The following is a 15,279-nucleotide window of genomic DNA, read 5'->3' as shown; positions in this document are numbered from 1 at the left end:
GGCTCGCGCCGCGCCCGCGGCCGGCCGTGCGTTTGCGCCACCGCCGGGGTCTGGGACAATGCCGCTTTCGATGACCGGCCAGACCATGCAGCTGCTCGATATCGGCGCCAACCTCACCCACGAGTCGTTCCGCCACGACCTCGACGCCGTGCTGCAGCGCGCGCAGGCGCACGGCGTGGGCCGGATGGTCGTCACCGGCGCCTCGCGCGACGGCAGCGAACATGCGCTGGCGCTGGCCCAGGCGCATCCCGGCACGCTGTACGCCACCGCCGGCGTGCACCCGCACCACGCGGTCGACTACGACGACGCCACCGAGGCGGCGTTGCGCGAACTGGCGGCGCAGCCGCAGGTGCGCGCGGTCGGCGAGACCGGGCTGGACTACCACCGCAACTACTCGCCGCGCGAGGTGCAGCTGGCGGTGTTCGAACGCCAGCTGGCGATCGCCGCGGACGTGGGCAAGCCGCTGTTCCTGCACCAGCGCGACGCGCACGGCGATTTCGTCGCCCTGCTCCGGCGCTGGCGCGACCGGGTGCCCGCCGCGGTGGTGCACTGCTTCACCGACACCGGCGAGGCGCTTGCCGACTACCTCGCGCTGGACTGCCACATCGGCATCACCGGCTGGATCTGCGACGAGCGCCGCGGCACCCACCTGCGCGAACTGGTGCGCACGATCCCGGCGAACCGGCTGATGCTCGAGACCGACGCGCCGTACCTGCTGCCGCGCACGGTGCGCCCGCCGCCCAGCCACCGGCGCAACGAGCCGATGTACCTGAAGCACATCTGCGAGGAAGTCGCCCGCGACCGCGGCGAAAGCGCGGAAGTCACCGCGGCAAACAGCACCGCGACGGCGCTGGCGTTCTTCGGCCTGGCCGGAGCGGCCTGAGCGCTACTCTACCCGTCCCGCCCGAGCGAAGAACGGCCAGCGCACCGCGCGCACCCGTTCGGGATCGCCCCAGGCCGCGGCCAGCGCGGGCGCGGCCGCCTGCACCGCGTCGCGGCCGGTGCGCTTCTGGTGCCGCTGCGCGGCCGACCACGAATGCAGGTAGGCGAGGAACTGCGCGAGGTTCCAGTCCGCGCGCATCATGAAGCTGGGCGCCTCCACCAGCGCGAACGGGAACGGCAGGTCGCGGTAGCCGGTTTCCACCAGCATGCGCTCGGGCGGCCAGTCCGGGCCCAGCGTGTCGTGGTGGAGCTGGCGCTCCACCGCATCGACCGCGCGGCTCACGCTGCAGTTGCCGTAGGCGCTGATCGCCAGCAGCGCGCCGGGTTTCGCCACGCGGCGCACCTCGGCGTGGAACGCGTCGAGGTCGAACCAGTGCAGCGCCTGCGACACGCCGACCAGGCTCACGCTGCCCGCGGCGAGGCTGCTGCGTTCGGCCGGCTCGGTACGGTAGTCGATGCGCGGATGCGGCGCGGCCTGCGCGATCTGCGTGGCGCTGGGATCGGTGGCGACCACGCGCTCGAAGTGCGCGGCCAACCCCAGGCTGGCCTGGCCGTTGCCGCAGCCGGCGTCCCAGGCCAGCGCGAGGTCGGGCGCCTGCGCCGCCAGCCAGTCGAACCAGTCGGCGGGCGGCAGCGGGCGGGCGTCGCGGTAAAGCGCAGCGTGGCCGGAGAAGTGGTCCTTGAACTCCATGTAGGAACTCCGTGGGAACGGGTTTCGCGATTATCGCGCCTCAACCCACCACCCGCGTCTCGCCGGACGCGAGGCCGTCCAGCGCATGCTCGCCGATACGCACGCGGATCAGCCGCAGGGTGGGGAAGCCCACCGCGGCGGTCATCCGGCGCACCTGGCGGTTGCGGCCCTCGCGCAGGGTGAGCGTGAGCCAGCTGGTGGGAATGGCCTTGCGGAAGCGCACCGGCGGATCGCGCGGCCACAGCCAGTCCGGCTCGGCGGCGAAGGCGGCCTCGGCCGGCAGGGTCGGGCCGTCGTTCAGCACCACGCCTCGGCGCAGCGCGGCGATCGCCGCGTCGTCGATCGTGCCCTCGACCTGCGCCAGGTAGGTCTTGGCCTGCTTGTGGCGCGGGTCGGTGAGCCGGTGCGCAAGCGCGCCGTCGTCGGTGAGCAGCAGCAGGCCCTCGCTGTCGTGGTCCAGCCGGCCCGCCGCATACACGCCCTTCTGCCGCACGTAGCCGGCCAGCGTGGGGCGGCCGCGATCGTCGGTGAACTGGCACAGCACGCCGTACGGCTTGTTCAGCGCGATCAGCATGACGCCGCTTCGGCTCAGGGCGTGGAGGCCGGCGCCGGCGCCGCGGGCTTCACGAAGCGCAGGGTCATCCGGTCGGACTCGCCGATCGCCTGGTACTTCGCCTTGTCCTGCTCGCCCAGGGTGAGCGTGGGCGGCAGCGTCCATACACCCTTCGGATAGTCCTTGGTGTCCTTCGGGTTGGCGTTGATGTCGCTGCTCTCGTCCAGCACGAAGCCGGCCTCGCCGGCCAGCTTCACCACGTAGTGAGTGGGCAGGTAGCCGCTCGACTTCACCGCCTCCAGCGTGGCGCCGTCGTCGGCGCGATGGTCGACCACGCCCAGCACGCCGCCGGGTTTCAGCACCGCGAAGAACGCCTTGAACATCGCCGGCGCGGTCCCCGCCACCGCCCAGTTGTGCACGTTGCGGAAGGTCAGCACCAGGTCGGCCGAGCCGGGCGGCCCGAGCACCGGCGCCTTCGGGTCGAACGTGACGATCGCCGCCTTGCCGTAGTGCGCCGGGTCGGCGGCGAATTTGCGGCGCAGCGCGCTGTCGTCGCTGCGCGCCTCGGCGTCGGCGGCGGGCGCCTTCTCCGCCGCGACGTAGCGGCCGTTGTCACGCAGCAGCGGCGCCAGGATCTCGGCGTACCAGCCGCCGCCGGGGGTGATCTCGATCACCGTGAAGTCCGGCCGCACGCCGAAGAACTGCAAGGTGGCCTTGGGGTGGCGGTAGACGTCGCGGGCGCGGTTCGCCGCCGAGCGCCAGCTGCCGGCCAGCACGCCGTCCAGCTGCGAGGCGGTGAAGTCGCGGGCGCTGGTCGGCGGCACCAGCACGTCGGTCGGCTGGTCCGGCTGGGCCGAGGCGACGGGTACCGCCTGGGCAGCGGCCGCCGGCCCCGCCAGGCAGGCCGCCAGCAACATGGCCGCCACGAGGTTTGCCAACCCCGTCCTGGCCGCTTGTGTCCCGTGATTCATGAATGACTCCTTGGCATGGTGGCCGCCCGGACCCGCCGCACTATCGCGCAACCCTTGTGCAGGCCCGGTAGACGATTCAGAACGGCCGCGGGCAGACCGACTGCAGGCCGTCGATGTGTTCGTGCAGGTCCGGCGCGATGCCCTGCCACATCGGGTCGAGGATGAAGTCGATGCCCTCGTAGCGGGCCAGCTTCGCGGCCGGGATGAAATCCGCATCGCCGGCGACCAGGATGATCTGGTCGACCAGCTTCTTGTAGGTCAGCGCGGCGATGTCGATGCCGATCTTCATGTCGACCTGGGTCTGCCGCATGTCCGGCTCGAAGTGCTCGTCGCCCAGCGCGTCCCAGTGCAGGCTGCCCTCGCGCAGCTGCTGGTAGGTGCCGCGCTTCAGCTGCCACTCGCCGCGCTCGGCCAGCCGGCCCAGCCGCAGCGCCATCTTGCGCTGCCGGCGCAGCTGGTCGTGCAGCTCGCGGCGGAACGCGGCGGCGCCGGTGCGGCCGAAGTCGATGCTGTCGCCGCTGATCGGCTTGACGAAGCTCTTTTCCAGCGGCGGGCAATCGTAGAAGTAGATGCGGTAGAGCTGGTCACGCGGGCGGTCCACCGCCTTCAGGTGTTCCAGCGCCATGCCGAACAGAGTCTTCGCCACCGCGCGCGCATCGCCGGCATCGCGCTCCCCGTACACCTTGCGGTAGCGGGCAAGGAAGAAGGCGCCGTCGACGAGGATGGCGGTGCGGTTCATCGGACAACCTTATGGATGTGCTGGCATGGAAAGAAGGAATGAACGCCGCCAGCAGAATGGGGCCGGCGGCGCGTGCCTATTCTAGAGCCTCATCCGCACCGCGGGACACCGCTCTTGCAGGGCGGGCACCGCCCGCCGATTCCCGGCAGGAGCGGCGGGCCGTGCCCGCCCTGCGCCAGCCGTTTCGGCATCGCGTCTTCAGTAGCGGATCACCGAGCGGATCACCTTGCCCTGGTGCATCAGCTCGAACGCCTCGTTGATGCGCTCCAGCGGCAGCACCTCGGTGATCATCTCGTCGATCCTGATCTCGCCGGCCAGGTAGCGCTCGACGTAGCCGGGCAGCTGCGAGCGACCCTTCACCCCGCCGAACGCCGAGCCGCGCCAGACCCGGCCGGTGACCAGCTGGAACGGCCGCGTGCTGATCTCCTGCCCCGCGCCGGCCACGCCGATGATGATCGACTCGCCCCAGCCCTTGTGGCAGCACTCCAGCGCCGAGCGCATCACCTGCACGTTGCCGATGCACTCGAACGAATAGTCCACGCCGCCGTCGGTGAGTTCGACGATGACCTGCTGGATCGGCGTGTCCGGATAGTCCTTCGGGTTGATGAAGTCCGTCGCGCCGAGCAGCTTCGCCATCTCGAACTTCGCCGGGTTGCTGTCGACCACCACGATGCGCCCGGCCTTCGCCATCACCGCGCCCTGCACCACCGACAAGCCGATGCCGCCCATGCCGAATACCGCCACCGATGCGCCCGGCTCGACCTTGGCCGTGTTCAGCACCGCGCCGATGCCGGTGGTGATGCCGCAGCCGAGCAGGCACACCTTGTCCAGCGGCGCGGCGGGGTTGATCTTCGCCAGCGAGATCTCCGGCAGCACGGTGTATTCGCTGAACGTGCTGGTGCCCATGTAGTGCAGCAGCGGCTTGCCGTTGAGCGAGAAGCGCGAGGTGCCGTCCGGCATCAGGCCCTGGCCCTGGGTGGCGCGGATCTTCTGGCACAGGTTGGTCTTGCCGGAGCGGCAGAACTTGCACTCGCCGCATTCGGGCGTGTACAGCGGGATCACGTGGTCGCCCACCTTCAGCGAGGTGACGCCTTCGCCCACTTCCTCCACGATGCCGCCGCCCTCGTGGCCGAGGATCACCGGGAACTGTCCTTCCGGGTCGGCGCCGGACAGGGTGAACGCGTCGGTGTGGCAGACGCCGGTGGCGACGATGCGCACCAGCACTTCGCCGGCCTTCGGCCCGGCCACGTCGACCTGTTCGATGCTGAGCGGCTGGCCTGCGGCCCAGGCGACGGCGGCGCGTGATTTCATGATGCGGACTCCTCGGGGTGATGCGGCGGCATGTAACCGCTTATGGTAACTGCCCCCTCGCCAGGCGCCAGCCGGCGCGGCCGGATCAGTCGATCGTCATGCCCGAGCCCAGCGCCGGCATCTGCCGGCAGTAATCGTCCGCCTCGGCCAGCAGCCACTCGCGGAACGCCTGCATGCCGCGGTGCTCCAGCGAGCGCGGCGGATACACCAGCCAGTACGCCTCCGCTACCGGCATGTACTCGTCGCCCAGCACCTGCAGCCGGCCGGCATCGATCAGCGATTTCGAGGTCACCATGCGCCCCAGCGCCACGCCGAGGCCCTCCAGCGCGGCGTGGCGCAGCGCATCGAGGCTGTCGAACTGCGCCACGTAGCGCGTCGGCCGGGTGCCGCCATAGCGGGTGAACCAGTCGTGCCAGCGCGTGGAGGGGGTCGGCTCGCCGAGCAGCGGCCAGCGCGACAAATCGCGCGGGTCGGCATCGCCCATCCGCGCCACCAGCGCGGGCGCGGCGACCGGCGCTATCCACTCGCCAAACAGCCGCTCGCTATGCAGGCCCGCCCATTCGCCGCGGCCGTAACGCAGGCCCACGTCCACCGGTTCGAGCGCGAAATCCACCAGGGTCGAACTGGACTGCAGGCTGAGCTCCAGGTCCGGATGGGCCGCGACCAGCCGCGGCAGCCGCGGCACCAGCCAGCTCGACATGATGCCGGGGCTGGCGCTGAGCGTCAGCCCATCGTGGTGGCGGGTGTGATAGCGCGCCAGCGCGTGCTCGATACCGTCGAAATGCTCGCCCACCGCCTCGAGCAGATGGCGGCCGTCGACGGTCAGCTTCACGCCGCGCGGACCGCGCTCGAACAGGCGCCGCTCCAGGCGCTCCTCCAGCTGGCGCATCTGGTGGCTCAAGGCGCTGACGGTAAGGTTGGCCTGCGCCGCGGCGTGCGACAGGTTGCCTTGCCGGGCGACCAGCACGAACTGCTGCAACAGGCCCAGCGGCAACTTTCCCATCTTGAATATCCCTCAAGTCTGGCTTGCGAATATATCGCTTTTTGGCGGCCTTCCGCGTGTGTACCTTGAGCACTCCCCAAGTCCAAGGCTCCACTTCAGGAGGCTTCCCCCCATGAACTCGCTCTGGAAAGACCTGCTGTTCCTGCACGGCCACATCACCCATGTCGACCCGGACTGGCTGCCCGATGCGAGCAGCGACAAGGATCGACCCGAGCCTCCCGCCAAAAAGGTCAAGGCGATCGTGGCGACGTGCTGCGCGGCAGCCTGGCCGCGGCTGGTCCAGCCACGCTGACCCTGGCGCGACCGCCGGCGCTTGATTCCGGCGCCGGCCGCAACCACCTCGGACGGGGTATCCCCAACCCCGTTCGAGGTTTTCCATGCAGCAGCGCCCGCTCGGCCACTCGCCGCTTTCCGTCGCTCCGCTCGCCTTCGGCGGCAACGTGTTCGGCTGGAGCGCCGACGAGAAGCGCTCGTTCGAGCTGCTCGACGCCTTCGTCGACGCCAGCGGCAACCTCATCGACACCGCGGACGTCTATTCGGCGTGGGTGCCCGGCAACCGCGGCGGCGAGTCGGAAACCATCATCGGCAAGTGGCTGAAGAAGAGCGGCAAGCGCGACCGGGTGGTGATCTCGACCAAGGTCGCCAAGTGGGCCGAACACCCCGGCCTGTCGCCGGTGAACATCCGCCAGGCGGTGGACGGCTCGCTGAAGCGTCTGCAGGTCGACTGCATCGACCTGTACCAGGCACACGACGACGACGCCAGCGTGTCGATGGAGGACACCCTGGGCGAGTTCGCCCGGTTGATCGAGGCCGGCAAGGTGCGCGCGATCGGCGCCTCCAACTTCAGCGCCGCACGCTTCGCCGACGCGCTCGCGGTATCGAAGCGGCACGGCCTGCCGCGCTACGAGAGCCTGCAGCCGGAATACAACCTGGTCAGCCGCGCCGGCTACGAGCAGGAGCTGGAGCCGCTGATCCGCCGCGAGCACGTCGGCGTGATCAGCTACTACGCGCTGGCCAGCGGCTTCCTCAGCGGCAAGTACCGCAGCGCGGCCGACCTGGCCAAGAGCCGCGCGCGCGGCGGCGCAGTGAAGAAGTACCTCAACCCGCACGGCCTGCAGGTGCTCGACGCGCTCGACGCGGTGGCTGCCGCGCATCGCGCCACCCCGGCGCAGGTCGCGCTGGCGTGGCTGATCGCCCGCCCCGGCCTCACCGCGCCGATCGTCAGCGCCACCAGCGTGGAGCAGCTGCACGAACTGCTCGGCGCCACTTCATTGCAGTTGAGCGACAACGAGATCGCGCAACTGGACCTGGCCAGCGCCTGACCACGTGTAGGAGCGCACCCTGTGCGCGATGCTCTGATGTCGATCGGGACGAAGAGCATCGCGCACAGGGTGCGCTCCTACACGGCTTCCGGCGTGGCTCACTCCGGCGCGTCGACCTGGTAGCCCTCGGCCTGCAGCGCGGCCAGGTAGCCATCCGGCTTCAGCAGCTCGTCCATCGGCAACAAGGCGAAGGTCTGCGCGTTGCCGGCCAGCGCCTTGCGCGCGGCGGCCAGCCATGTCGCGCGCTGCTTCGCCGGCACGTCGTCGAGGCCGAGCGTCTGCGCGAAGCCGGCGCCGGCGACCGCCGCCACGCAGGCATCGTGGCGATCGCTGTCGGGCAACTCGCGCAGCGCCTGCAGGTCGCCGGTGGCCCAGGCGTTGGCGCGCGCGGTCATCGCCGGCATGTCGTGCTCGACGCTGTCCAGGGTGCGGATGAAGCAGGTGGTGTCGCGCGGCGCGGCCTGCTTGAACGCCTTGATCGCCGCGCGCGGGTGCTCGATCAGCACGTGGTAGTCGGTCGGCAGTTCCGGCACGCCGCTGCGTTTGGCCAGCTCGTCCACGCTCGCCTCGACCCCGCCGGAGCGGCTCAGCCCGTTCGCCTTCAGCGCCTTCTTGTACAGCTCCTGCGCGGCGAACAGTGGCCGCCATCGCTCGACGCCGCGGTCGTCGCCCAGGTACTTCAGCTTCAGCACCTGCCAGCGCGCATACACCGGCGGCGGCAGCACCTGCTGCAGGGTCGCGCCGTCATCGTTCTTGCGCGCACTGTAGGCCGAAGGCAGCAGGAACAGCTTGCCGAGGAAGCCGACGTCGGCCTTCAGCTGCACCGAGGGCTCCCGCAGCACCTGCTGCGAGGCGCCGAGCACCTGCTCCACCTCGCGCGATTGCCACTGCATGGCGCGCGGCAGCGGCGACAGCGTGCCGAGCACCCACATCACGTGCCCGTCCTTCGATACCTTCCACAGGCCGGGCCCGGGCTGCACGCCGCTCACCACCACCACGGGCAGGTTGGCCACCTCGGGAGGCGGCGCGGCGGCCGATTGCGCAAACGCCGGCGGCATGCCGCCCAGCGCGAACAGGAAAGCCACGTGCAACAGACGCATCGGATCGCTCCATGCCAAACGCCGGGCATTGTGGCAGGCCGATCCTGAGCCGCAGATGGCCGGCGACATGCACATCGGCATCGCATACGAGACGGGGCGCCTTGCGACGCCCCGTCTCGTGTGCGGCCATTGCCTCAGCGCGTCATGCCCCCAGCAGGGCCAGCGCGGCGTTGAACGTCGCGCTGGGACGCATCGCCGCGCTCACCCGTGCCATGTCCGGGTGGTAGTAGCCGCCGATGTCGACCGGCTTGCCCTGCACGCGCATCAGTTCGTCGACGATGGCCGCCTCGCTCCCGGTCAGCGCCTTCGCCAGCGGAGCGAACTTCGCCTTCAGCGCGGCGTTCACGTCCTGCGCGGCCAGCGCCTGCGCCCAGTACAGCGCCAGGTAGAAGTGGCTGCCGCGGTTATCGATGCCGCCGACCTTGCGCGAGGGCGACTTGTCGGTGTCGAGGAACTTGCCGTTGGCCTGGTCCAGCGTCTTCGCCAGCACGTCCACCTCGGCATTGCCGTGGCGGCTGCCCATGAACTCCAGCGAGGCGGCCAGCGCGAGGAACTCGCCCAGCGAATCCCAGCGCAGGTAGTTCTCTTCCAGGAACTGCTGCACGTGCTTCGGCGCGGAGCCGCCGGCGCCGGTCTCGAACAGGCCGCCGCCGGCCATCAGCGGCACGATCGACAGCATCTTCGCGCTGGTGCCCAGCTCCATGATCGGGAACAGGTCGGTGAGGTAGTCGCGCAGCACGTTGCCGGTGACCGAGATGGTATCCAGGCCCTGGCGGATGCGCTCCAGCGAGAATTTCGTCGCCGCCACCGGATCCATGATGCGGATGTCGAGGCCGCTGGTGTCGTAGTCCTTCAGGCAGCGCTCGACCTTGGCGATCACCTGGCGGTCGTGCGCGCGCTGCGGGTCCAGCCAGAACACCGCCGGCGTATGCCGCGCGCGGCCCACCGCCAGCTTCACCCAGTCCTGCACCGGCGCGTCCTTGGTCTGGCACATGCGCCAGATGTCGCCAGCTTCCACGTCGTGCTGCAGCAGCACCTTGCCGGCCTCGTCGAGCACCTTGACCACGCCGTCGCCGGCGACCTGGAAGGTCTTGTCGTGCGAGCCGTATTCCTCGGCCGCCTGCGCCATCAGGCCCACGTTCGGCACGCTGCCCATGGTGGCCGGGTCGAACGCGCCGTGCGCCTTGCAGTCCTCGATCACCGCCTGGTAGACGTCGGCGTAGCAGCGGTCGGGGATCACCGCCTTGACGTCCTGCAGCTGGCCTTGCGCGTTCCACATCTTGCCGGAGTCGCGGATCATCGCCGGCATCGACGCATCGACGATCACGTCGCTGGGCACGTGCAGGTTGGTGATGCCCTTGTCCGAGTTGACCATCGCCACGCCCGGGCGCTGCGCGTACTCGGCGTCCATGTCGGCCTTGATCGCCGCCTGCTGTGCTTCCGGCAGCAAACCGAGGCGCGCGTACAGGTCGCCGATGCCGTTGTTCGGATTGAAGCCGACCTGCTTCAGCGCCGCGGCGTGCTTCGCCAGCACGTCCTTGTAGAACTCGCCCACCGCCACGCCGAACATGATCGGGTCGGACACCTTCATCATGGTGGCCTTCAGGTGCAGCGAGAACAGCACGCCCTGCCGCTTCGCGTCCGCGATCTGCGCGTCGATGAAGCCGGCCAGCGCGCGCCGGCTCATCACCGCGGCGTCGATGATCTCGCCGGCGAGCAGTGCGGTTTTCGCCTTCAGTACGCTGTGGCTGCCGTCCTTGCCGAACCACTCGATGCTGACGTTGCCGGCCTGCTCGACCAGCGCGGACTGCTCGCTGCCGTAGAAGTCGCCGCCGTCCATGTGCGCCACGTGGGTCTGCGAATCCCTGCTCCACGCACCCATCTTGTGCGGGTGCTTGCGCGCGTAGTTCTTCACCGAGGCCGGCGCGCGGCGGTCGGAATTGCCCTCGCGCAGCACCGGGTTCACCGCGCTGCCCTTGACCTTGTCGTAGCGCGCCTTGACGTCCTTCTCGTGCGCGTCCTTCGGCTCGTCCGGGTAATCCGGCAGCGCGTAGCCCTGGCCTTGCAGCTCCTTGATCGCCGCCTTCAGCTGCGGCATCGAGGCGCTGATGTTCGGCAACTTGATGATGTTCGCCTCCGGCGTGGTGGCGAGCTGACCGAGTTCGGCGAGATCGTCGGCGATGCGCTGCTCTGCCTTCAGCGCTTCCGGGAACAACGCGATGATGCGTGCGGCCAGCGAAATGTCGCGCGTCTCCACCCGGATGCCCGCCGTGCCGGTGAACGCAGCGACGATCGGCAGCAGCGACTGCGTGGCCAGGAACGGGGCTTCATCCGTCAACGTGTAGATGATCTTTGGCGTGTTGGACATGGTCGGTGCGAGCCTCTTTGGCGACAACGTTGCTGGAATGAAGGTGCTGCCGCCGGGAACCGGCCATTCGCTCGTTGCCGTCATTTCCGTGCAAGCAGGAAGCCAGCGACTTCAAGCGGCACTGGACCCGTGCCTGCGCAGGGATGACGAGCAGGCGTTCGACGATTCCCATCGCGGCGACTTCTCGATCGCGGTCCCACCCCCGAGGCAAGGCCGCTGACACATCCCGCCCAGTATATTTCGTCGGGCACCCCTTGTCCGAACCAACCCACCATTGCGAAACCGGCAGACAAGGCCATCCGGCAAAGGCATGCGAGAATACGCAGTTGCCTCTCTCGTCGCCCGCTTTCCATGATCCCGGACCGCCTGCACCAATTGTTGCAACACGCCGAATGGGCCTCGAACTTCGACGAGCGCACCCTACAGCGTGCCGCTGACTACGCGCGGCGGCAACGGGTGGTCGCGCTGCAGTTCACACCCGGCAACCACGCCAACCATTGCACCCTCGAGGGTGACATCCGCGGCAGTGCACGCCAGCCCTACCACTGCCGCATCGACGTGCAGGCCCACGACGCCTGGCTGACCCTGGACACTCGTTGCAGCTGTCCGGTGGGTGCGGACTGCAAGCATGCCGCCGCGATACTGCTGCTGACGGCGAACCTGCCACCGTCGGCATGGCCATTCAGCGCGAGCGCAGGCCAACCATCGGCAAGCCGCCGTCCCACGAAGACGTCGCGCCCGCCACCGGCCTGGATGCACGAGCTCCATGCCGCCAACACCAACATGCAAGCCTGGTCGCAATGGCTGCAACGACTCGACTCGCCACCCGGCCAGGCCGCCGCCGTCAACCCGCAACGCGAATTCGGGGTATTGCTGCGTGGTGACACCAGCGGCCAGCTGCTGATCAACCCGGTATGGATGCGCCCCGGCAAGACCCGCCGCGCCGCGCTGGTCGATCCGCAGCCGCTGCAATTGCACGAGCGCGCCGGCCCATTGCCGGCACCGGACGGAGGCTGGCCCAACGGGGTGGCCGGCGCGCTGGCCGTGCTGCTGCATCAGCAACACACCCGCATCGGCAACCAGTATTGGGCGGCCATCCACGCCGCACATCAGGAGCAGGCGCTGGAAACCGTGCTCGCCCACTACCCGGTCTATTTCGAGAAAGGTTCGGCACCGCTGTCACGCGGACCGAACCTGCCGCTGCGGATACGCTGGCTCGGTCGCTCCGACGGCAGCCAGCAACTGGTGGCCAGCGTCGACGAAGGCGAAGCACCCTTGCTGCTGCGCGGCACCGGTCTCTGGTACGTGCTGTCCCAGTCGCAAACCTGGGGCCGGGTCGAGGGCACCACGCAATTGCTCGACAGCATCGCGCACGCGCCACCGGTATTGCCCGAGCAGGTCGACGCGCTGCGCCAGCAACTGCGCCAGCACAAAAGCGCCTTGTCAATCCCGCTGCCCGACGAGCGCGCACCGGTGCAGGTCGTGCAGGCGACGCCGCAGCCGCTGCTGCAACTGCGCGTGATCGAGCTTTCGATCCAGCACACATGGAGCGGCCCGCGCATAACCACCGCGCTGGGCTGCGCACGACTGGCCTACGACTACGGCGGTCATCTGCTGGCACCCGATCCCGATCCCGATGCCTACACCTCAACCACCCGCACCATGCGCGGCGGCCAGGTGCTGGAGATCGTGCGCGACCTGGACGCCGAGAACCGCGCCGAGCAACAGCTGGAAAACCTCGGCATGGTCGAGGCCAGCCTGTATGCCCACGAGCAGGGCCTGCGCCGGCAACCGCTGGATGAAAATGACTTCGTCCTGCAGCCGCACGAACGCAAGCCGCCGCTGTCGCCCGAAGACTGGAAACCGGTGCTCGAGCAGCTCGCCGGCGCCGGCTTCCGGCTCGACTACGACGCCAGCTTTCCGCATGACGAACTGGTCGACATCGGCGATTGGCACGCCGACCTCGAAGCCAGCGGCACGCAGTGGTTCGACGTCTCGCTGGGCGTGGACGTCGGCGGCGAACGGATCGACCTGCTGCCGGTATTGCGCCGCCTTCTGGCCGACCCCACTTTCCCGCGCCATCCGGCCAGGGGCGAAAAGAAGAACGCCAGCTGGCGCGTGCTGCTGGATGAAAGACGCAGCGCCGCGATTCCGCTGGGTCGCCTGCGCATGCTGATCGAGCCGCTGCTGGAGTGGCTCGAAGGCGACGGCGAACTGCGCCTGCATCGCAGCCAGGCGCCGCTGCTGGCCGCGCTCGACGAACACCTGCACTGGCACGGCGGCGAACTGCTGCGCGCCCATCTCGACGCACTGCAAAACCTCAAGCGCAGCGTCAAGGCACCCAAAGGCTTCAAGGCCACCTTGCGCCCCTACCAGCGCGACGGTCTGGCCTGGCTGGATTTCCTCGGCGCGGCCGGGCTCGGCGGCATCCTCGCCGACGACATGGGCCTGGGCAAGACCGTACAGGTGCTGGCGCACATCCTCGGCGAAAAGCAGCGCGGCCGACTGGAACAACCCGCACTGGTGGTCGCCCCGACCAGCCTGGTCGGCAACTGGCAAAGCGAGGCCGCGCGCTTCGCGCCCGCGCTGAAGGTGCTGGTGATCCACGGTGCCGCGCGCGCCGACCGCTACGACGGGATCGCCAGCCACGACCTGATCATCACCACCTACCCGCTGCTGCCGCGCGATCGCGAACCACTGCTCAAGCAACGCTTCGCGCTGCTGGTGCTGGACGAGGCGCAGGCGATCAAGAACGCGAACAGCCAGGCCGCGCGCGTGGTGCGCGAGATCCCCGCCACACGCCGGTTGGCGATGACCGGCACGCCGCTGGAAAACCACCTGGGCGAACTGTGGGCGCAGTTCGACGCGGTGGAACCGGGCCTGCTCGGCTCCCAGCGCCAATTCACCAGGCTGTAACGCACGCCGATTGAAAAGCATGGCGAGGTCGATCGCCAGCAACGGCTTAACCGGCGCATCGGCCCGCTGCTGTTGCGCCGGCGCAAGGACGACGTGCTCACCGACCTGCCGGCCAAGACCGAGATCGTGCGCACGCTGGAACTGGAAGGCGACCAGCGCGCACTGTACGAAACCCTGCGCCTGGCCCAACACGAACGCGTGCGCCAAGCAGTGAAGGAACGCGGCCTGGCGCAGTCCGGCATCATCGTGCTGGACGCATTGCTGAAACTGCGCCAGGCCTGCTGCGATCCGCGTCTGGTCAAGCTGGCCAGCGCAAAGAAGATCGCCGCCAGCGCCAAACTCGATGCCCTGCTGGAGCTGCTCGACGGCCTGCTCGGCGATGGCCGCCGCGTGCTGCTGTTTTCGCAATTCACCGAGATGCTGGCGCTGATCGAGGCGGCGCTGATCAAGCGCGGTATCGCCCATCAGATCCTCACCGGGCAAACCCCGTCGAGCCGGCGCAGCGCCCTGGTGCATAGCTTCCAGAGCGGCAGCGTGCCGGTGTTCCTGATCAGCCTCAAAGCCGGCGGCGTCGGCCTCAACCTCACCGCCGCCGACGCCGTGATCCACTACGACCCGTGGTGGAACCCGGCCGTCGAGGCGCAGGCCACCGACCGTGCCCACCGCATCGGCCAGGACAAGCCGGTATTCGTCTACCGGCTGATCTGCGCCGGCACCGTCGAGGAAAAAATCCAGGCCATGCAGGGTCGCAAGGCCGAACTGGCGCGCGCCGTGCTGGAAGGCGGCGGGGCCACCACACAACTGCGCTTCAACGAAACCGATCTGGCCGAACTGTTCGCGCCACTGTGACCTGCGGTCTATCACGCGCCGTCGTCACCGCGTGCCGCTGCTGCGCGGAAAACCCACGTCGCCTGGTGCGGAACGGCACGGACGCGGTCATGCCGCGCCCGTGCCGACACCACCAATATCACCGCCGCCGCTACTTCACCGAGAAATCCTTGCTGGCGACCTGGCCGCCATTCAGCGAGATCTCGACCTTGTAGTTGCCGGCCGGGAAACCGCTGGGCTTGCTGATCATGAACGCGGTGGTCTCCGGACCCATGGCGTTGAGGGCCTTGCTGTCCTCATGCACGGTCTGGCCGTCCTGGTAGGTCCACTTCGCCGCCAGCGTCGCGTGCCGCTGCCACTGGTGTCGACCGAGGCGTAGGTAGTGCCCTTCGGCGCGAAGCTGGTGCCCCTGGCGAGATCTTGTTGTTGGCATCGACCATGGGGCCCGGCTCCACCGAGCCGAACGCGACCGCGGCCGGCGCGCTGTTCGTGGTCGTCGGCGCCGTACGGTGGATGCGGGCGTCGTCGCGACGGC

13 protein-coding genes and 1 pseudogene are annotated in these 15,279 nt (G+C 69.2%); 5 read left to right on the top strand and 9 right to left on the bottom strand.

Annotated features, from left to right (window positions below):
* Nucleotides 1–85 precede the first annotated feature (85 nt).
* Complete coding sequence (locus AC3WRN_RS08720; RefSeq protein WP_068097631.1) at nucleotides 86–883, top strand: TatD family hydrolase; 798 nt, start codon at nucleotides 86–88, stop codon at nucleotides 881–883.
* A gap of 3 nt (nucleotides 884–886) precedes the next feature.
* Here the strand turns inward: AC3WRN_RS08720 and AC3WRN_RS08715 are convergent, their stop codons facing one another.
* The 6 genes from AC3WRN_RS08715 to AC3WRN_RS08690 form a co-directional block, all read right to left on the bottom strand.
* Nucleotides 887–1,633, bottom strand: a complete 747-nt coding sequence (locus tag AC3WRN_RS08715; protein WP_492622676.1) for a class I SAM-dependent methyltransferase — start codon at nucleotides 1,631–1,633, stop codon at nucleotides 887–889.
* A 40-nt stretch (nucleotides 1,634–1,673) separates the two neighbouring features.
* The gene (locus AC3WRN_RS08710) at nucleotides 1,674–2,207 is read right to left on the bottom strand and encodes a pseudouridine synthase (RefSeq protein WP_492622675.1); all 534 of its coding nucleotides are present in this window, start codon (nucleotides 2,205–2,207) and stop codon (nucleotides 1,674–1,676) included.
* A gap of 14 nt (nucleotides 2,208–2,221) precedes the next feature.
* Nucleotides 2,222–3,157: a class I SAM-dependent methyltransferase gene (locus AC3WRN_RS08705; protein ID WP_492622674.1), complete on the bottom strand. Its 936-nt coding sequence runs from the start codon at nucleotides 3,155–3,157 to the stop codon at nucleotides 2,222–2,224.
* A 76-nt stretch (nucleotides 3,158–3,233) separates the two neighbouring features.
* Complete coding sequence (locus AC3WRN_RS08700) at nucleotides 3,234–3,896, bottom strand: NYN domain-containing protein (protein ID WP_068097556.1); 663 nt, start codon at nucleotides 3,894–3,896, stop codon at nucleotides 3,234–3,236.
* 198 nt (nucleotides 3,897–4,094) lie between these two features.
* Entirely contained in the window at nucleotides 4,095–5,207 is a 1,113-nt protein-coding gene (locus AC3WRN_RS08695) for an S-(hydroxymethyl)glutathione dehydrogenase/class III alcohol dehydrogenase (protein WP_492622673.1), read from the bottom strand.
* Between the two features lie 85 nt (nucleotides 5,208–5,292).
* Nucleotides 5,293–6,210 (bottom strand): LysR substrate-binding domain-containing protein, encoded by a 918-nt coding sequence (locus tag AC3WRN_RS08690; protein WP_068097562.1) that lies wholly within the window; start codon nucleotides 6,208–6,210, stop codon nucleotides 5,293–5,295.
* Nucleotides 6,211–6,322: 112 nt separating this feature from the next.
* Between AC3WRN_RS08690 and AC3WRN_RS08685 the strand changes: the two genes are divergently transcribed.
* Nucleotides 6,323–6,502 carry a hypothetical protein gene (locus tag AC3WRN_RS08685; RefSeq protein WP_492622672.1) on the top strand — a complete coding sequence of 60 codons (180 nt, stop codon included), beginning with the start codon at nucleotides 6,323–6,325 and terminating at the stop codon, nucleotides 6,500–6,502.
* Between the two features lie 85 nt (nucleotides 6,503–6,587).
* Nucleotides 6,588–7,532: an aldo/keto reductase gene (locus tag AC3WRN_RS08680; protein ID WP_492622671.1), complete on the top strand. Its 945-nt coding sequence runs from the start codon at nucleotides 6,588–6,590 to the stop codon at nucleotides 7,530–7,532.
* A 98-nt stretch (nucleotides 7,533–7,630) separates the two neighbouring features.
* Here the strand turns inward: AC3WRN_RS08680 and AC3WRN_RS08675 are convergent, their stop codons facing one another.
* Nucleotides 7,631–8,632 (bottom strand): TraB/GumN family protein, encoded by a 1,002-nt coding sequence (locus AC3WRN_RS08675; RefSeq protein ID WP_068097577.1) that lies wholly within the window; start codon nucleotides 8,630–8,632, stop codon nucleotides 7,631–7,633.
* A 142-nt stretch (nucleotides 8,633–8,774) separates the two neighbouring features.
* Nucleotides 8,775–11,000 carry an NADP-dependent isocitrate dehydrogenase gene (locus AC3WRN_RS08670; RefSeq protein ID WP_492622670.1) on the bottom strand — a complete coding sequence of 742 codons (2,226 nt, stop codon included), beginning with the start codon at nucleotides 10,998–11,000 and terminating at the stop codon, nucleotides 8,775–8,777.
* On the opposite strand from AC3WRN_RS08670, the gene AC3WRN_RS08665 reads away from it, so the two are divergent.
* Together AC3WRN_RS08665 and AC3WRN_RS08660 are read left to right on the top strand one after the other, a co-directional pair.
* Nucleotides 10,990–11,220 (top strand): hypothetical protein, encoded by a 231-nt coding sequence (locus AC3WRN_RS08665; protein ID WP_492622669.1) that lies wholly within the window; start codon nucleotides 10,990–10,992, stop codon nucleotides 11,218–11,220. The genes AC3WRN_RS08670 and AC3WRN_RS08665 overlap by 11 nt on opposite strands.
* A 131-nt stretch (nucleotides 11,221–11,351) precedes the next feature.
* Nucleotides 11,352–14,765, top strand: a pseudogene (locus tag AC3WRN_RS08660) (DEAD/DEAH box helicase).
* A 130-nt stretch (nucleotides 14,766–14,895) separates the two neighbouring features.
* Here the strand turns inward: AC3WRN_RS08660 and AC3WRN_RS08655 are convergent.
* Complete coding sequence (locus tag AC3WRN_RS08655) at nucleotides 14,896–15,177, bottom strand: hypothetical protein (RefSeq protein ID WP_492622668.1); 282 nt, start codon at nucleotides 15,175–15,177, stop codon at nucleotides 14,896–14,898.
* Nucleotides 15,178–15,279 lie beyond the last annotated feature (102 nt).

This window comes from Rhodanobacter sp. FW101-FHT13A11 (assembly GCF_058790335.1).
This window is presented reverse-complemented; position numbering and strand designations above follow the sequence as displayed.